Source organism: Streptacidiphilus alkalitolerans (assembly GCF_042511045.1).
Lineage (GTDB): Bacteria > Actinomycetota > Actinomycetes > Streptomycetales > Streptomycetaceae > Streptacidiphilus > Streptacidiphilus alkalitolerans.
In genome coordinates, this window is record NZ_JBHEZX010000001.1 from 721075 (window position 1) to 737478 (window position 16404).

Genomic DNA, 16404 nt, shown 5'->3' on the forward strand with positions numbered 1-16404 from the left:
CGATGACCACCGCCACCGAACCTGTCGCCCACTCAGCCACCGCACCCGTGCTGACCGGCCACGCGGGGGAAGCCGTCGCCGCGCTCGGCAGCCGGGTCCGCTTCAGGGACCTCTACGACGAGGTCGGTTCCACCGTCTACCACGACCTGGCCGGCCGTGACACCCACGAAGTGCGCGAACTGCTGGGCCGACTCCGGACCCTGACCGGTCCGGTGCTCGAACTCGCGGCCGGTACTGGCCGGTTGACCATGCCGATGCTGTCCCTGGGCCGCGAGGTCACCGCGCTGGAACTGTCCGCCAGCATGCTGGCCGTGCTGCGGGAGCGGCTGGAGGCCGCGCCGCCCGCCCTGCGGCAGCGCTGCGTCCTGCTGCAGGGCGACATGAGCGCCTTCGCGCTGGACCGGCGCTTCGGCGCGGTCGTCCTCGGCACCACCTCCGTCTCGCTGCTCGACGCAGCCGGACGGGTCGGCCTCTACCGGGCGGTCCGCGCCCATCTCGCCCCGGGCGGCCGGTTCCTGCTGTCCACCGTGGACGCCGCCGATACGGCCGCCGATACGGCCGGAGCAGCCGACGCCACCGAGGTCGCGCTCCACTACACCGCGGCGTCCGGCCGCGGCTACCGGATGTTCGAGCAGTGGAGCCCGGGGGCGCAGACCCGCACCGTCGTGGTCCTCCCCGAGCCGCTGCCCGACTCGGGACCGGTGGACGTCTGCACCACCGAGATCGGCGTGCTGTCACCCGACCTGCTGACCGAGGAGCTGGTCGCGGCCGGCTTCACCGTCCCGGTCCGGCACGCCCTGCCCGATGCCGGCGTGCGCCACCGCGACGTGCTGCTGGAGACAGGGGTCGCACCGTGAACGCCCACGACGCCGGACGCCGTCCGGGCCCGCTGTGGCCCTCGCTGCTGCCCCCCGAATCCCAGGGCGACGACTCGCTGTGCGCGGTGTCGGCGCACGGCGTCCGGGTCCGCTTCGCCGACGGCCGCGAACTGCTCTGCGGCAGCAGCGGGTTGTGGAACACCAACCTCGGCTACGGCAACCCCGCGATCGCCGCCGCCACCGCCGAGGCCCTGCTCGCGGCCTCCTACCTCGGTGTGTTCCGCTACGAGAACCGCTACGCCCGGCTCGCCGCAGCCGAGTTGGTCCGGGTCTGCGGAGCGGACCACTACGCCAGGGTGCTGTTCTCCACCTCCGGCGGCGCGGCCAACGACCTGGTGATGAAGCTCGCCCGGCACTACCACGCGCTGCGCGGCGAACCGCGCCGCAACCTCGTGGTCGGCCTGCGGGACAGCTACCACGGCCTGACCTACGGCAGTTTCGGCCTGACCGGCGAGCCGCTGGGCCAACAGCTCTACGGGGTGGACCAGCGACTCGTCCGCCATGTCGGAGTCAACGACCCGGCCGACATCAGCACTCTGATGGAGCGTCAAGGAGACCGCGTGGCAGCGGTGGTGGTCGAACCGGTGATCGGCAGCGGCGCAGTGCCGCTCACCGCCGAGTACATCGACACCCTGCTGCGACTGCGCGAGCAGTACGGCTTCCTGCTGGTGGCCGACGAGGTCGCCACCGGGTTCGGCCGCACCGGACCCTTCTTCGCCTCGCAGGAGTGGCCCGCCCACCCCGACCTGCTGGTGGCCTCCAAGGGCCTCACCAACGGCACCGCCGCCGCTGCCGCGGTGGTCGCCTCGCACCGGGTCGCGGACACCTTCACCCAGACCGGCGCGGTGCTGATGCACGGCGAGACCCAGGCCGGAACCCCCGCCACCTGCGCGGCCATCGTGGCCACCATCGCCGAGATGCAGCGGCTGGACGCCCTGGCCCTGGGCCGACGCCTCTCGGCGCTGCTGGACACCGCGCTGGCACGGCTGGCGCAGGACCATCCCCTGGTCAGCGGCAGCACCGGGGCCGGCTGCTTCCGCTCCCTGCGGATCCGCACACCGGAGGGAACACCGCTGCCGCAGTCGGAGGTGTCCGCACTGGTCAGCAGGATCAGGGCGGCCGGGGCGATCGTGCACCCGGGGGTCAACGGCATCCAGCTGATCCCCGCCCTCACCTACTCCCCCGCCGAACTGACCGAACTGCTGGACTGCGTCCTGACCGGCCTCGCCGCCTTCGCGGAGACGGCCTACCCCGGGTGGGCGGCGGAAGCGCCGCGGTCCAGCACCGTCCCGCAACTGCTGGGAACCGGCTCATGACCGCGAACCCGGCCCGGCCGACCGGCACCGCCGGTTCCGCCGCCCCCGCCGTCCCGGCCGGCACCGCGGAGGGACGTCGGACGGTCGTGGACCGCCGTACCGCCGTCCTGCCGCACGACTACCCGGGCCTGCTCGCCCGGCTGGCCCTCCGCACCGGGGGCCGGACGGTGGTGCTGCTCGACCCGGGGGTGGCCGGGACGGAGTTCGCGGCCCGGATCCGCGCGGCCGTGCCCGCCTCCCGCCGCGACGCGGACGTGCTGGTCTGGTCCCGGCCCGGCGACCTGCCGGGGGTGCAGGACATGGCCCGGCAGGTGGGTGACGCCGACCTGGTGGTCGCCGTGGGCGGCGGCACCGTGATCGACCAGGCCAAACTGGCCACGCTGCTGGACGCCCACCCGGCGGTCGCCGGCCGGCTGGCCGTGACCCAGCGCAGCGGCCTGGTGGTGCTGCCCTCCGACGCGGTGCGGCCGATGCCCCTGGTCGCGGTGCCCACCACCCTGGGCACCGGCACCGAGGCCAGCGCCGTCGCCTGCCTGGCCCACACCTGGGGCAAGCGGCTGGTCCTGGGGTCCGTACTCACCCCCGAGTCCTCGGTGGTCGATCCGCTGGCAACGGCCTCATTGCCGAGCGCCCTGGTGGCCGAAGGGGTGCTGGAGGCGCTGTTCCGGGTGGTCAGCCCCTACATCGGCGACCACAGCGAACTGCCCACCGAGGACGCGCTGGTGGAGGTGATCGCGCAGCGGCTGGCGGTGCTGGGCTGCCAGGCCGGCCAGGCCGACCGGTCCGGCGTCGCCGTCCCGGCCGAGGTCCGGGTGGACGTGGCCCGGCTCAGCGGGCTCACCCACGCGGGCTGGCTGCACCGGGGCCGGGACCCGTACTCGGTCAAGGGCTGGCTGATCGCCAACGAGCTGTCCACGGTGCTCGGCATCCGGAAGATACCGGCGGTCGCCACGCTGCTGCCGGCGCTGTGGACAGCGGTGACGGCGGGTGAGCCGAGGCTCGGCTCGGCGCCCAGGCTGGCCCGGATCTGGTCCCGGCTGCGCGCCGCCGGTCCGGCCGAACTGGCCGCGCTGCCGGCCGATCCCGGGCCCGGCATCGCCGCCCTGATCGACCGCTGGCGGATCGGCCGGGAGGCCGGGGCCGACCCCGAGCTGATCGACGAGACCGCGCTGCGCGTCGTCCGCGCCTGGGGCAGCGGTCTGCCGATGCTCGGCGGCCTGGCGGCGGAGGACGTCAGGCGGCTCCTGGCCGCCGCCCTCCCCCCGCCGGTGCCGACGCCGGCGGCCGTACCCACGGCCCAGCCCGGGCCGGCGTCCGCGCCAACGCTCACCACAGCGTCCTGGACCACGGCCTGACGGCCGCGTCCGCCCCCCAAGGTTTCCGGCTCCGCGCGGCACCGCCGTCGCGGAGGCGGAGAAGAGAAACACCCACCACACCCCGCAGGTAGGAGAGGAGGCACAACATGCAGGACGAATTCGGAACGGCTCTCGAGCTGGGCATGCAGGAGCTGGAGGCCATGGAGGCTCCCGCTTTCTGGACCGCGGTCGGCGTCGGCGTCGGCATCGTCGTGAGCGTCAGCGCCGCGTACGCCAGCTTCGCCGTCTCGGCGATCATCGTCACCTGATCCGCCCGCCCCACCCGCTCGACCGCTCAACCCGCTCAACCCGTTCAACTACCCGTCTGCACATACCTGGAAGGAGCACGACATGCAGCAAACCCTGGACCTGCTGGACACGGTGAGCGTCTTCGACGACCAGTCGCTGGAGCTCGGCATGCAGGAGCTGGAGGCCATGGAGGCCCCCGGTTTCTGGACCGGTGTCGCCATCGGCGTCGGCATCGTGGGGGTGGCCGTCGCCAGTGCCGCCCTGTACTCCGCGATCAGCGTCCTCACCTGATCCGAACCTGATCCCGACCGGTCTCGGTCTGCACTGATCAGATCCAACGAAGCGGCCGTGGTGGTGGCAGTCCGCTGCCACCACCACGGCGCTCCTCGCACCCTGCGCTGCTCCTTCCCACACCGCACCACACCTGGAGGACCCGTGGACGAGAACCGGCGGCGACCGCGTACGCAGATCGCCGTGCTCGCCCTGTTCTGCGCGCTCAACACCACCGCCCTGCTGATGTCCGTCGCCCTGCCCCCGGGTTCCACTCGCACCGGGGCGATGACCGTCCTCTCCGCCACTCTGATCCTGCTGATCGCCGTGATCGGGGCCCTCTTCGGCTCACTCCGGAGGCAGCGATGAGCAGCGCTCCCGCCATTGAATTCCAGTCCCTGACCAAGGAGTTCGGCACGGTGCGGGCCGTCGAGGAGCTGAGCTTCCAGGTCCGCCCCGGACGGGTCACCGGCCTGCTGGGGCGCAACGGCGCGGGCAAGACGACCTCGCTGCGGGTGCTGCTCGGCCTGGCCCGTCCCACCTCCGGCAGCGCGACCGTGTTCGGCCACCGCTACCAGGACCTGCCCCGCGCCGCGCACCGGATCGGGGTGAGCATGGACGGCCTCGGCTGGACCCCCGGTGCCACCGGACGACGCGAACTCCGGATCTGGGCAAGCACCTTGGGCCTGCCCACGAGCCGGGTGGACCAGGTGCTGGAACGGGTCGGGCTGACCGACAGCGCCGACCGCAGGGTCAAGGGCTACTCCACCGGCATGCGCCAGCGCCTCGCCCTGGCCACCGCCCTGCTCGCCGACCCGGAGCTGCTGGTCCTGGACGAGCCCGCCAACGGCCTTGACCCGGACGGCATCCGCTGGCTGCGGACCACCCTCCGCTCGCTCGCCGAGGAGGGCCGCACCGTGCTGCTGTCCAGCCACCTCCTCGCCGAGGTCGAGCAGACCGTGGACGACGTGGTCGTCCTGGAGCGGACGCTCCGCTATGCGGGCCCGCTCAGTGAGTTGATTCCCCGTCAGAACGACCGGCTGGAGGACCGCTTCTTCGACCTGGTCGGAGCCGGCACCGTCGGAAAGGAGCAGAGCCATGCGTAACCTGCTGGCCGCGGAGTGGCGCAAGGCGTGGACCGGGCGCAGTTGGCTGGTCCTGCTCTGCTGCGGCTCCTTCATGTGCCTGATCACCAGCTTCGGTTACGCCTCCCAGGGCAACCAGGCCATCGAGCAGGGGACGGCCACGGCGAGCTCGGTGACCGGCGACGTGGTGCGCTCCTGGATGATGATGCTGCTCTTCGCGGGCCTGTTCGGGGCCGTTGTGGTCGGTCGCGAGTTCTCCTCCGGCACCATCGGCCGCTCGGTGCTGCTGGGTGGCAGCCGAGCCCGGCTGTTCGGCGCCAAACTGGCGGTCGGCACGGCGCTGGGCGCGCTGTCCGGCCTCTTCGCCGTCGCCCTGGGCCTGCTGTCCGCCTGGGGCACGCTCAGTGGCTACGGCCGCACGCCGCAGTGGACCGGGGAGACCTGGCTGACCGTGCTGGGTGTGTTCCTGTGCAGCCTGCTCGCTGGGCCCTGGGGGGTCTTCCTCGGCTGGCTCTGCCGCAACCAACTCGCCTCGGTGGCAACGGTGCTGGGGCTGACCCTGCTGGTCGACCCGGCACTGCAGCGGCTGGTCCCGGCGGTCGGCAAGTACCTGATGACCATCGCCATGAGTTCGGTCTACCGGGACCGGCACACCGACCTGCTGTCCGAGCCGGTCGCCCTGCTGGTCATCGCCGGCTGGCTGCTCGCCGCCGGACTCGCCGCCCGCGCGATCGTCCTGTCCCGCGACATCAGCAGCTGAGGAGCCGAGGACCATGGCACAGAAGCAGGCCCTGGCAGAACCGTCCGACCCGGCGTCCCCGGCTGCGGCGCGGGTGGTGCCGCCGCTGGACCCCGCGTACCTGGAGCGGCCCCGGATCGCCAGTGACGTCCGGGTGCACCGGCCGAGCGAGGAGGGCCAGCCCTGGATCATCCAGCGGGGCACCGCCGGGTACTTCCGGGTGCAGCCCGACCTGGCCCGGCTGGTGCAGGCGCTGGACGGCACCCGGGACCACCGGGCACTCGTCGACCTCCTCGGCGCGCCGTGGACCACCGCGGACGTGGCCAAGGCGCTGCACACCCTGGCCGGCGCCCGGGTGCTCGACGACGGCGCCGAACGGCCCAAGCGGGACCGCCGGTTGAGGTTCGTCCCGCCGCTGACGGTCCAGTTCACCGTGCTCCGGCCGGAGCGGCTGCTGTCCCGGATGTCACCGCTGCTGGCGCGGCTCGCCAACCGGGGCGTCGCGGTCGCCGCGCTGGTCTGCGCGCTGGGCGGCCTGCTCGCGCTGGCCCTGATGGCGCCGGCGCTGACGGCGGCCCTCGGCGCGCCGCTGCCGCTCGCCGCGTACGCCGGGATCCTCGGCGGAGTGCTGGCGACCACCGCCGTGCACGAGTTCAGCCACGGCGCCCTGCTCACCTACTACGGCGGTCGGCCGAGCCGGATGGGCGTGATGCTGTTCTACCTGTCCCCCGCGTTCTTCTGCGACGTCTCCGACGGCTGGCGGCTCGGCCGCAGGGAGCAGCGGGTCAGGGTGGCGCTCGCCGGGATCGCGGCCCAGGCGGTGGTGGCCGGGGTGGCGGCGCTGAGCTGCCTGTTCCTGTCCGCGTCCACACTGCGCGAGGCAGTGCTGGTGTTCGCGCTGGCCAGTTATGTCAGCGGCCTGGTGAACCTGCTGCCGCTGGTGAAGCTGGACGGCTACATCGCCCTGATGAGCCATCTGGACCTGCCGCACCTGCGCGACCGCTCGATGACCGACGGCCGGCGCTTCCTGTCCCGGCTGCTCTTCGGCGGCCGGTACGTCCGTGAACTCCCGGAACTGCGCTGGTCCGTGCCGTACGGGCTGGCCTGCCTGGCCTTCCCGCTGTACCTGATCGGCAGTGCCGTCGCCCTGTGGGCCGGGCTGCTGCAGCGGATCGGCGAGTTCGGGGCGGCGGCGGTCTGCGCGGTGCTCTGCTACGTCGGCTACCGGCTCTGGCGCGGTGCGCGACGGCTGGTCCGCGAGGCCCGTGCGGCGGGCGCCCCGCTCTGGCGGGTGGCCCTGGCCGGGACCCTGGCCGCCGCGGCGGTGGCCGCGGCGCTGATGCTGGTGAGCGTCCCGTACCGGCTCTCCGGCGGCTACGTGACCGGGTCCGACGGCCGGGTCGAGCTGGTGCTGCCCACCTCGGCGGACATGGGCGCGGTCCGGGCCGGGGAGCCGGTCGCGCTCTACCGGGCCGGCGTGATGACCCGGAGCCGCAGCGGCTCGGCGACCGTCCAGGACCCGCACGCCACCAGTACCACCGCGCCGATCTCGGCGTTCACCCCGGTCAGCGGCGACCTGCTGTCACTGCCCGCGTCCGGCGTCCGGCTCCGGGTGGACGCGGCCCCGGCCGACCGTACCGGCGCGGCCGTGCTGGACACCGGCCGCAGGACGCTGGCGGTCTGGTGCTACGACACCTACCTGGCCCCGGTCTGGCGCTGGTAGCCCGAACTTCTTTCGTCCGTGTTCCCTGTTCCGTGGTCCAAGGAGGCCGTCATGAACCTGCAGTACATGAAGTTCTGCCAGGCCGGCAGCCGCTTCTACGACCTGCCCCAAGTCCCGGCCGAGGCAGGGTTCATGGCACCGGACGGCGCGCTGCCGGAGGGCTGGCACCGGCGGACCAACGCCGACTGGGACTTCCTCTGCCCGGACGGGGCGATGCTCCGGCCCCAGGGCTGGAAGATCCATGTGTCGGCGGACCTGCCCAACGCCCGCCGGATCCTCGACACCACCTGGGAATACTGCGTGCGCAACGCCGTGCCCTTCAAGTTCATCCGCAGCATGGACGTGCTCACCTGGCGCAACAGCAAGTACGGCGACCGTGGCAGCAGCGGCAAGTTCATCACCCTCTACCCGGCCGACGACGAGCAGTTCGCGACCGTCCTGGACGAACTCGGCGTCCTGCTCGACGGCGAGCCCGGCCCGTACATCCTCAGCGACCTGCGCTGGAGATCCGGCCCGCTCTACGTCCGGTACGGGGCCTTCGTCGAGCAGTTGGCCCGGTCCGCCGAGACCGGCGAGGTGGTGTACTGCGTCACCGACCCGCAGGGGGCGCTGGTTCCCGACCGGCGCGGCCCCGGCTTCCGTCCGCCCGCCTGGGCCGTCCTGCCCGACTGCCTGGCCGAGGCACTGCAGGCACGCAACTCCGGGACGCTGGACGGCTTCCCGTTCGCGGTGTCCAAGGCGCTGCACTTCTCCAACGGCGGCGGCGTCTACCTCGCCACCGACCGCCGCGACGGCAGTACCGTGCTGCTCAAGGAGGCCCGCCCGATGGCCGGCCTGGACGAGAGCGGCGCCGACGCGGTCACCCGGCTGGAACGCGAGCACTGGGCACTGCGGCAGTTGTCCGGCCTGCCCGCCATCCCGGAACTGGTGGACTACCGGGTCGGGCGCGAACACTTCTTCCTCGCCCGCGCCTACGTCGACGGTGTGCCGCTGATCCAGGAGATGCTGACCCGCAACCCCCTGGTCAGCGGCGAGCGTTCGGACGACCGGTGCGCCGAGTACACCTCCTGGGCGCTCAAGATCCTGGAGCAGATCGACGCGGGCGTGCACGCGATGCACGAGCGTGGTGTGGTCTTCGGCGACCTGCACCCCAACAACGTCCTGGTCCGCGAGGACGGCAGCATCGCCTTCATCGACCTGGAGACCGCCAGCGCGACCGACGCCGAGGCCGGACAGTCCATCGGCGCACCCGGCTTCCGCGCCCCGTTCGGCTACACCGGCGCGGCGGTCGACCGCTATGCGCTCGGCTGCCTGCGCCTCGCGCTGTTCCTACCGCTGACGGTGGCACTGCCCTGGGACCGGGCCAAGGCCGACCAGTTCCTCGCCGTGATCAGGGAACGCTTCCCCGTCCCCGAGGACTTCGCCCACCACGTCTACGACGACCTGGGCCCAGCCGCGTGGCCGACGAACGCCGCGGCGGAGGTAGACGCTGCGCTGGAGGTAGACGGCCTCGCGGAGGTCGACGCCGTCGCGGAGCGGAACGCCCTCGCGGGACGGAACGCCCTCGCGGAGCGGAACACCGTCTCAGAACACGCCACCGTTGCGGAGCGGCCCACCACCTCAGGCCAACCCACCCTCTCAGAACAGGCCACCGTCTCAGAACAGGCCACCGTCGGGGACAACACCTCCTGGTGGGATGCCCGGCCCGAGGCGTGGGACCAGCTGCGCGGCGCCATCAGCGCCGGAATCACCGCCGCCGCGACACCCGACCGCCAGGACCGCCTCTTCCCCGGCGACATCGAGCAGTTCGCCACACCCACCGGCGGTACCACCTTCGCCCATGGAGCCGCAGGCGTGCTCTGGGCGGTCGCCGAGTCCGGCAGCCCCGTCCCGGACGCCCACGTCGACTGGCTGGCCAAGTCGGCCAAGGCCGCGCAGAGTTCGGAGCAGCCCCGTCCCGGCTTCTACGACGGCCTCAGCGGCCTGGCCTTCGCCCTGGACCGACTGGGCCGCCCCGAGCAGGCCGCCGAACTGCTCCACCGTGCACTCGCCCTCCCGATCGAGGACGCCGGCGGCAGCCTCCTCAGCGGCACCGCCGGAATCGCCCTCGCCGCACTGCACTTCAGCGACCGCACCAACGACCCCTCCCTGCTCCGCACAGCCGAGGAACTGGCCCGCCAGGCAGCCGCCGAAGTCCGCCGGGCCGCCCGCCCCGGCCTGCTGCACGGCCGCACCGGCGACGCCCTGCTCCTCCTGCGCCTGCACGAACGCAATGGCGACGCCGCCCTCCTAGCCGCCGCTGAAACCGCGCTACGCGAGGACCTCGCCGCCCTCGGCTGGAGCGCCACGCCGAACGGCCCGAGCGACCCGACCGACCCGACCGACCCGCAAGTGCCCCGCCCCGGCGGCGACGCCCCCTGGCAGGCCCCGTACCTCACCGCAGGCGGCGGCGTCGCCATCGTCCTGCAGCAACTCCTGGACCGGCTCAGCGATCCGGCCCCGGAACTCGTCGCAGCCGCCGAACGCATCCGCGAGGGCGCAGACCGCGAGTTCACCATGAACGCCGGCCTGTTCCACGGCCGCGCCGGCACCCTCCTGACACTCCATCAACTCACCCATGGCGAGCCAACCCCCTCCCAGGAACGCCACATCCGCGCCTTCGGCTGGCACGCCGTCCCGATCGACGGACACGTGGAGCTCCTCGGCGACCACGCCCTTCGCTTCTCCACCGACCTGGCGACCGGCGCCGCCGGTGTCCTGCTCGCCGTCGCCACCGCCAGGACCCCGGGCAGCGGCCTCCCCTTCCTCTCTTCTCCCACGCACGCAGGGAAGTTGACGGTATGAGCCACCCTCAGGTCACCGTCATCTGTCCCACCTACAACCGTTCCACCCACCTCGTCGCCACCCTCGGCTCCGTCCAGGCCCAGACCGTCCGCGACTTCGAACTGCTCGTCGTCTCGGACGGCAGCACCGACGACACCGACGAGGTGGTCCGCGCCGCAGCCGCGCAGGACGATCGGATCAGGCTGATCCGCATCCCGCACCAGGGCCACCCCAGCACTCCGCGCAACACCGGCCTGGCCGAGGCCCGCGGCGAGGTCGTCGCCTACCTGGACCACGACGACCGCTGGCGCCCCGACCACCTGGACGTACTGCTGCGCACCTTCGCGGACGGTGCCGCCCTGGTGGCCACCGGTTTCACCCGCGTCGACGCCGCCGGTGCGGTGACCGCCGAGTCCCGGTCGCTGGCGCTCTGCTGGCATCCGGAGATCCAGGTCCTGGGGCCGCTGTTCGAGCCCTCCCGGGTCGCCCACCTGCGCGGCCTGCCGGAGCGGGTGGGCGGCTGGCGCAACGGCGTCGGTCTTGAGGACTGGGACCTGTGGCTGCGCCTGACCGACGCCGGCCTGGACTTCACCACCGTGCCGGACCGGACCGCGCTGCTGCTCGACGACACCGGCACCCGCCGCTACCGCACCCCCCGCAGACACCTGCTCCCGCTCGCTGTCTTCGACGACCCGCGCCGAGCCCACGCCGCCCTGCGCGAGCTGCAGGACGCGCGCCACAGTTCCGCCCTCCGCACCGCCCACCGCGACGACACCCGCGCCTGGTACGGCAGGCTCAGCACCGCGCCCCGGTTCCACGCACCGCGGGGCTGGGACGGCGACCTTGACGCCGAAATCGACGCCGCAACCTCGGACGACACACCCCTGTGGCCCGAACTCCACCTGCTCCCCCGCCAGGGCCGCTACGTCCTCGCGCAGACCCTGTGGTGCTCCACCGAATCCCATGCCGCGCGGCTACGGACCCTCGCCCGCCGCGTTCAAGCCACCCACTTCGCCCTGATCGACACCATCCTCGCCCCGCACGGCGCCACCCCCCTTGTTGTCGCACAACGCCCAGCCCCCGCAGCCCTCCTGGAGCCCTCCCAGTGACCGCCCCGGACCCACAAGGGAACAAGACCGTCCCGCATCCCTCCCCCCTCAACTCCCCTCTCGGCTCCCCTCCCCCCTCCCTTCCCCCACTCCGCCCTTCCCCGTACCGACTCCCCGTGGTCCCCCGCAGGCCAGGCAACCCGACCGGCGCGCCCGAACTCGCCGCCGCCCGCCTGATCGCCCTGCTGCCCAACACCTGGCACTGCACCTCCACCCACCCCGACGGCGCCCTGATCCTGGAGATCACCCCGCCCGACGGTGTCCCCCTCAGCACCGTCCGCACGGCAGTCGAACGCGCCCTCGCCGACCCCGCCCTACGCTCCTGGAAGCTGTAGGAAGGTGCTGTGGGGCAGTCAGGAAAGCGCCGTCCAGGCCTTCTCCACCAGCGCCGCCATTTGCTGCGGCTGGTGCTGCAGATCCCCACTCGCACGGAGTTGCACGGTCAGCCCACTCCCGGTGCGCTGACAGTAGTTGACCACCACCGACTCCGCCGTGGGCTTCTGCCCGGCCGCCGTCCCCTGGTTGTAGACCACACAGGCGACCTGGCCGACCTGCACCAACTGGTCCGGCGGCACAGCCATCCCCAGCTGCGCCGCATCCTCGTACGGCACATACGGCTGCGGCGACGACGCGGAAACAGCATCAAGGATCACGATCTCCGCGACCCCACTGTCCGCATAGTGCTGGACGACGGCCTTGGCCCCGCCGTACGCCTGGGACAACCGCTGCGCACTCTTCGTGTCCTGCGCGTCCATCGTGGCCCCACTGGCCGCCCCCTTGGCGCCCCCGACCCCCGTCAGCGCCTTCGCGTACTGCGCCAGACCCCCCAACGTCGCCGGCGGACTGAGCGTACGCCCCGCCGTCCCCGCACTGCCGTACCCCGGCCCCGAACCCCCCGACGTCACCAACCACGGCACCCCGACCAACGCCGCCCCCACCACCAGCCCAACCACCCCAGCCACCACCGACCGCGCCCCCCACCCCCGCCCCGACGCAGAGCCCCCACCCCCACCGACATCGCTCGGATACTGCGACTCCCCGGACCCGCTCACCTGATCAGTCATCGTGCCAATATGGCAAAGCTGTGAGCGATCCGCCGATGGTTCAGCCAAATCCATCCGGTATCAATCTTGGCCAGAAGGTCGAAACCACGCCGCACCGTCAGTTAAGGCCAGTCCGGCGGCGCCATTCCTGGTAGCGCCACTCCAAGGCATCGTGGTGAGGCTTCCGCGGAAGATCCTTCAAGTTGCTGACGGTAATGTGCAGTTCCTCAAGGGACGGACCTTGCGGACGCGTCACGACCTCCAGCGACTCTGGCTCGATGGCAAAAAGATGCGCATCGAAAGCGCGATGCAATGCACCATTGAGCGGGAGCCCATTGCGCGGGTCATCCGAACCCTCATCCGCGACCGGACGCAGATGCGCCGCCTCGATCATCTCGGGAACGGCGATCCCAGACAATACGCAGCGCGGACCATACCTTTGAAACACTTCCAGCTTGAAGCGAGGCTGACCAGGGCGAACGCGTACATTGCGACGGCTCTGATGGCTTCGGTTTCCGGACAACACAAAAGCCGATTCATCGGAACGGTCATCCTGAATAATCCGCTCAGGCGCCGCCTGGTTATAGGTGACCAGGAAAAGCTTGCTTTGGTCCTCCCAACCCTCCACCCAAGCGAGCTGGACACCCCGCACTGCAGAACGTGGTGTTGGCTTTGAAATGACAAAAATAGGAAGCTTGAGATTGGCCGCGGTTTTAGTTGCGTTAATCTCAGCTTGATCGCGTTCGCCGAGCCGCCTGGTCGTCGGATAGTGATACAGAGCCGCGTCATCAGTCATGTCGTCTGGATAGTCAGCTCCCGTATGCAGGAACGATACGGCAATCTGACCCAGCCCGATAAGGCTGGTTCTAGCCGAGTCGACCCAGATGCCCTGTTGGCCTCCGTAGGCATCAAACTCCCGGAGGGCCTGCGGCGGAACGGCAGCAAGGTCTTGCGTTGCTTCGAGGTGAGCCCACAACGCCAGACGCCAAGCCAACTCGCCCTCCACAGTGGTGGGACGGCGGTCAACGACCGTAAAACCTAGCTTCTCCAGAAGCGCGTTGCTGTGAGCCCGACCACCGCTAATGATGTGGGGAGCCGGCTGGCCGTGCTGTGCCTGGTACGCCGCGTTGACGATCGCCTTGGCGTCGTACAGCCGCCCCTCATGCTGAAGGAGGAATCGTTTCGCCGGTTGGAAGTTGTAGCGAGCCAAGAAGGCCTGCCGTCCTTGCTTCTTATACTCATTGACTACCTGGCGTACAGCATCAGCATCCGTCAACGCTGGACTACTCATCGCTCCCCCTGCCTACCTGTGTCAACACAGAGCCTACGACGCCACCTGCTCTGGCCGAAGAAGGGATAAATAAGTGCGACCGGTCGGTCGGAAAGTTTGGTAGGCTGCGCCGCATGAGTGATGGGCGGCTGGCCAGGGGTGAGCGGACGCGTCGGTCGGTGTTGGATGCGGCTGTGGCGATGGCGTCGGTCGAGGGGTTGGAGGGGTTGTCGCTGGCGCGGTTGGCGCTGACGCTCGGGGTGAGCAAGTCCGGGCTGTTCACGCACTGGCCGGACAAGCAGCATCTGCAGCTGGCGATCGTGGAGCACGCCACTCGGCAGTGGACCGAGCTCATCGTCGCGCCGGCGCTGGCCCGGCCTCGGGGGGTGCGTCGGCTCTGGGCGCTGCATGAGCAGCGGTTGGGCTTCTACGAGGCCGAGACCCTCCCCGGTGGCTGCTTCTTCGCCGCCGTGCAGCATGAGTTCGACGACTGGCCCGGGCCCGTCCATGACGCCATCGCGCAGGCGCTGGTGGACTGGCTGGCGCTGCTGCGGCAGGTCGCCGTCCAGGCGGGCGAGTTGGGCGAACTGCGGCCGGACACCGATCCGGAGCAGCTTGCCTTCGAGATCAACGCGCTGGGCGAGGCGGTGGTCACCCATCTGCGGCTGATGCCCGGTGGCAGCCACGGCCTGCTCCACAGCCGCCGGGCCGTACTCGACCGGCTGCGGGCGCTGAGCACCGACCCTTCGATCCTTCCCAGCCTGTCCAGCCTGTCGAACCTTACGGAGACGGAGAACGCGTCATGACCACTCTCACCGAGCCCGGGCACCTGGAGACCGTCCAGGTGCACTTCGACGACCTGGACGCACTCGGCGTCGTCCACAACGCCCGCTATGTGCTGCTGCTGGAACGGGCGTTGAGCGCCTTCTGGACCGAACGCGGCTGGACCTTCGATCCGGGGGCGGCCGACTTCGGCGACTCGTTCTTCGTGGTCCGCGAGTTCAGCATCACCTACCACGCGCCGATCACCCGCCCCGGCACGGCCGCGGTGCGGATGTGGGTGGAGCGCCTGGGCAGCAGCAGCGTGGTCTACGGCTTCGCGATCACCTCGGCGGACGGCGCGGTGCTGCACGCGAACGGCCGCCGGGTCCAGGTGAAGGTGGACCCGGCCACGTTGCGGCCGAGCCCGATCACCGGCCGCGCGCGGGAGATCGTCAGTCAGTTGCTGCGTTCAGCGGCGTAGAACCCAAAGCCGAGCGGCTCAGCTGCCGAAGGCGTTCGGGCTGTCTCGGCGGTCCCGGCCTCGGAGTCGGGCCGCGCAGTAGACGAGTGCGGCGAAGGCCGCGTCCGAGAGCAGCATCAGGCCGATCGCGTAGGAGCCGGTGCTGCCGTAGACGGAGCCCATGACCAGCGGGGGGAAGTAGCCGCCGAGGCCGCCGGCGGCGCCGACCAGGCCGGTGACCGTGCCGACCTTCTCCTTCGGTGTGACGACCGCGACCAGCGCGAACACCGCGCCGCAGCCCAGGCCGACGCTGGCGGCCATGACCAGGAAGGCCACCGTGGACCAGGGGTTGAGCGCGGGTTGGAACGCCTGCCAGACCGCGGTGACGCCCAGCGTGGCGAACGAGGCCATCAGCACCTTCGCCGGGCCGATCCGGTCCGAGAGGGTTCCGCCCAGCGGCCGGAACAGCACCGCGACCAGAGTGAAGCCAGCCGCCCTGGTGGAGGCCCCGTCCTGGCTGAGGCTGTACGCCTCCTTCAGGTAGGTGGGAAGGTAGACGCCCATCGCGACGAAGGCGCCGAAGGCCACCGCGTAGAGGAGCGACATCGGCAGGGTGGCCGGGGCCCGCAGCGCCTCGGCGAAGCGGCGGCCGAACAGCTGCGCGGGTACCTGGCGGCCCGGCGCGTCCCTGGCGACCAGCAGGGCGATCAGCCCGTAGACCGCCAGCACGATCGCGACCAGGTAGAACATGGTGTTGGTGTTGTCGTACCAGCGCAGCATCCGGGCCGTGAAGAAGGAGGCGATGGCGGTGCCGCCGGTGCCGATCCCGAAGACGCCGGTGGCCATGCCGCGGCGGGCTGGCGGGAACCATGCGTTGACGTAGGGGACGCCGGCGGCGAAGAAGCTGCCGCCGATGCCGAGGAGGAAGCCGACCAGCAGCAGCATCGCGTAGCTGTGGACCACGCTCAAGCCCAGCACCGGCAGGATGGTGGCGAAGCTGATCGCCGGGACCATCAGCCGGGCCCCGTACTTGTCGGTCAGCGCGCCCACCGGGATCCGCCCCAGCGAGCCGACCAGGACCGGGACGGCGACCAGGAACGACTGCTGGAACGAACTGAGGCCGAGCTGCTGCTTGTAGGTCGGTCCCAGCGGGCTGATCAGGCCCCAGGCCCAGAAGTTGACGGCGATGCCGACCGTGGCGAGGGCGAGGTTGACCCAGGCCGCCGTGGGGATCGCCGGCCGTTCGGGTGATCCGGCGTCAGTTCCGGTACCGGAGCCGGTACGGGTGTCGGTCATGGTTCCGTCCCTCGGTGGTCGGGTGT

At 71.3% G+C, this 16404-nt stretch carries 17 protein-coding genes; 14 read left to right on the top strand and 3 right to left on the bottom strand.

Annotated elements, in window-relative coordinates; all coding sequences use genetic code 11:
* Positions 1-2: 2 nt before the first annotated feature.
* The 12 genes from mpaM to ACEZDG_RS03270 all read left to right on the top strand — a co-directional run bounded on the left by mpaM (position 3) and on the right by ACEZDG_RS03270 (position 11882).
* On the top strand, positions 3-857 hold the full coding sequence (gene mpaM / locus ACEZDG_RS03215; protein ID WP_380501975.1) for a daptide-type RiPP biosynthesis methyltransferase: 855 nt from the start codon (positions 3-5) through the stop codon (positions 855-857).
* A complete protein-coding gene (gene mpaD / locus ACEZDG_RS03220) occupies positions 854-2194 on the top strand; it encodes a daptide-type RiPP biosynthesis aminotransferase (protein WP_380501977.1) in 1341 nt (446 codons plus the stop codon). Before mpaM ends, mpaD begins: the two co-directional genes overlap by 4 nt.
* Entirely contained in the window at positions 2191-3549 is a 1359-nt protein-coding gene (mpaC, locus tag ACEZDG_RS03225) for a daptide-type RiPP biosynthesis dehydogenase (RefSeq protein ID WP_380501979.1), read from the top strand. Before mpaD ends, mpaC begins: the two co-directional genes overlap by 4 nt.
* A 107-nt stretch (positions 3550-3656) precedes the next feature.
* The gene (locus ACEZDG_RS03230; RefSeq protein WP_380501981.1) at positions 3657-3818 is read left to right on the top strand and encodes a daptide-type RiPP; all 162 of its coding nucleotides are present in this window, start codon (positions 3657-3659) and stop codon (positions 3816-3818) included.
* An 82-nt stretch (positions 3819-3900) separates the two neighbouring features.
* Positions 3901-4089, top strand: a complete 189-nt coding sequence (locus ACEZDG_RS03235; RefSeq protein WP_380501983.1) for a daptide-type RiPP — start codon at positions 3901-3903, stop codon at positions 4087-4089.
* A 144-nt stretch (positions 4090-4233) separates the two neighbouring features.
* Positions 4234-4437 carry a hypothetical protein gene (locus tag ACEZDG_RS03240; protein ID WP_380501985.1) on the top strand — a complete coding sequence of 68 codons (204 nt, stop codon included), beginning with the start codon at positions 4234-4236 and terminating at the stop codon, positions 4435-4437.
* On the top strand, positions 4434-5174 hold the full coding sequence (locus ACEZDG_RS03245) for an ATP-binding cassette domain-containing protein (protein WP_380501987.1): 741 nt from the start codon (positions 4434-4436) through the stop codon (positions 5172-5174). The genes ACEZDG_RS03240 and ACEZDG_RS03245 overlap by 4 nt, the downstream gene beginning before the upstream one ends.
* On the top strand, positions 5167-5913 hold the full coding sequence (locus ACEZDG_RS03250) for an ABC transporter permease (RefSeq protein WP_380501989.1): 747 nt from the start codon (positions 5167-5169) through the stop codon (positions 5911-5913). Before ACEZDG_RS03245 ends, ACEZDG_RS03250 begins: the two co-directional genes overlap by 8 nt.
* Before the next feature lie 13 nt (positions 5914-5926).
* Complete coding sequence (mpaP, locus tag ACEZDG_RS03255; RefSeq protein ID WP_380501991.1) at positions 5927-7615, top strand: daptide biosynthesis intramembrane metalloprotease; 1689 nt, start codon at positions 5927-5929, stop codon at positions 7613-7615.
* Positions 7616-7666: 51 nt separating this feature from the next.
* Complete coding sequence (gene lanKC / locus ACEZDG_RS03260; protein ID WP_380501993.1) at positions 7667-10459, top strand: class III lanthionine synthetase LanKC; 2793 nt, start codon at positions 7667-7669, stop codon at positions 10457-10459.
* Entirely contained in the window at positions 10456-11547 is a 1092-nt protein-coding gene (locus tag ACEZDG_RS03265) for a glycosyltransferase family 2 protein (protein WP_380501995.1), read from the top strand. The genes lanKC and ACEZDG_RS03265 overlap by 4 nt, the downstream gene beginning before the upstream one ends.
* A 116-nt stretch (positions 11548-11663) precedes the next feature.
* Entirely contained in the window at positions 11664-11882 is a 219-nt protein-coding gene (locus ACEZDG_RS03270) for a hypothetical protein (RefSeq protein WP_380501997.1), read from the top strand.
* Between the two features lie 18 nt (positions 11883-11900).
* Here the strand turns inward: ACEZDG_RS03270 and ACEZDG_RS03275 are convergent, their stop codons facing one another.
* Both ACEZDG_RS03275 and ACEZDG_RS03280 read right to left on the bottom strand, forming a co-directional pair.
* Positions 11901-12302 carry a hypothetical protein gene (locus ACEZDG_RS03275; protein ID WP_380501999.1) on the bottom strand — a complete coding sequence of 134 codons (402 nt, stop codon included), beginning with the start codon at positions 12300-12302 and terminating at the stop codon, positions 11901-11903.
* A gap of 406 nt (positions 12303-12708) precedes the next feature.
* The gene (locus ACEZDG_RS03280; protein WP_380502001.1) at positions 12709-13881 is read right to left on the bottom strand and encodes an HNH endonuclease; all 1173 of its coding nucleotides are present in this window, start codon (positions 13879-13881) and stop codon (positions 12709-12711) included.
* A gap of 113 nt (positions 13882-13994) precedes the next feature.
* On the opposite strand from ACEZDG_RS03280, the gene ACEZDG_RS03285 reads away from it, so the two are divergent.
* Both ACEZDG_RS03285 and ACEZDG_RS03290 read left to right on the top strand, forming a co-directional pair.
* A complete protein-coding gene (locus tag ACEZDG_RS03285) occupies positions 13995-14666 on the top strand; it encodes a TetR/AcrR family transcriptional regulator (RefSeq protein ID WP_380502003.1) in 672 nt (223 codons plus the stop codon).
* Positions 14663-15103: an acyl-CoA thioesterase gene (locus ACEZDG_RS03290; protein ID WP_380502005.1), complete on the top strand. Its 441-nt coding sequence runs from the start codon at positions 14663-14665 to the stop codon at positions 15101-15103. The genes ACEZDG_RS03285 and ACEZDG_RS03290 overlap by 4 nt, the downstream gene beginning before the upstream one ends.
* Positions 15104-15121: 18 nt before the next feature.
* Here ACEZDG_RS03290 and ACEZDG_RS03295 read toward each other — a convergent pair whose 3' ends face one another.
* Complete coding sequence (locus ACEZDG_RS03295) at positions 15122-16378, bottom strand: MFS transporter (protein ID WP_380502007.1); 1257 nt, start codon at positions 16376-16378, stop codon at positions 15122-15124.
* Positions 16379-16404: the final 26 nt, after the last annotated feature.

What these genes read in the sequence shown, in the direction of transcription:
- mpaM (WP_380501975.1), top strand. Translation starts at nt 3, where the DNA reads ATGACCACCGCCACCGAACCTGTCGCCCACTCAGCCACCGCACCCGTG.
- mpaC (WP_380501979.1), top strand. Translation starts at nt 2,191, where the DNA reads ATGACCGCGAACCCGGCCCGGCCGACCGGCACCGCCGGTTCCGCCGCC.
- ACEZDG_RS03230 (WP_380501981.1), top strand. Translation starts at nt 3,657, where the DNA reads ATGCAGGACGAATTCGGAACGGCTCTCGAGCTGGGCATGCAGGAGCTG.
- ACEZDG_RS03235 (WP_380501983.1), top strand. Translation starts at nt 3,901, where the DNA reads ATGCAGCAAACCCTGGACCTGCTGGACACGGTGAGCGTCTTCGACGAC.
- ACEZDG_RS03245 (WP_380501987.1), top strand. Translation starts at nt 4,434, where the DNA reads ATGAGCAGCGCTCCCGCCATTGAATTCCAGTCCCTGACCAAGGAGTTC.
- ACEZDG_RS03250 (WP_380501989.1), top strand. Translation starts at nt 5,167, where the DNA reads ATGCGTAACCTGCTGGCCGCGGAGTGGCGCAAGGCGTGGACCGGGCGC.
- mpaP (WP_380501991.1), top strand. Translation starts at nt 5,927, where the DNA reads ATGGCACAGAAGCAGGCCCTGGCAGAACCGTCCGACCCGGCGTCCCCG.
- lanKC (WP_380501993.1), top strand. Translation starts at nt 7,667, where the DNA reads ATGAACCTGCAGTACATGAAGTTCTGCCAGGCCGGCAGCCGCTTCTAC.
- ACEZDG_RS03265 (WP_380501995.1), top strand. Translation starts at nt 10,456, where the DNA reads ATGAGCCACCCTCAGGTCACCGTCATCTGTCCCACCTACAACCGTTCC.
- ACEZDG_RS03275 (WP_380501999.1), bottom strand. Translation starts at nt 12,302, where the DNA reads ATGGACGCGCAGGACACGAAGAGTGCGCAGCGGTTGTCCCAGGCGTAC.
- ACEZDG_RS03280 (WP_380502001.1), bottom strand. Translation starts at nt 13,881, where the DNA reads ATGAGTAGTCCAGCGTTGACGGATGCTGATGCTGTACGCCAGGTAGTC.
- ACEZDG_RS03285 (WP_380502003.1), top strand. Translation starts at nt 13,995, where the DNA reads ATGAGTGATGGGCGGCTGGCCAGGGGTGAGCGGACGCGTCGGTCGGTG.
- ACEZDG_RS03290 (WP_380502005.1), top strand. Translation starts at nt 14,663, where the DNA reads ATGACCACTCTCACCGAGCCCGGGCACCTGGAGACCGTCCAGGTGCAC.
- ACEZDG_RS03295 (WP_380502007.1), bottom strand. Translation starts at nt 16,378, where the DNA reads ATGACCGACACCCGTACCGGCTCCGGTACCGGAACTGACGCCGGATCA.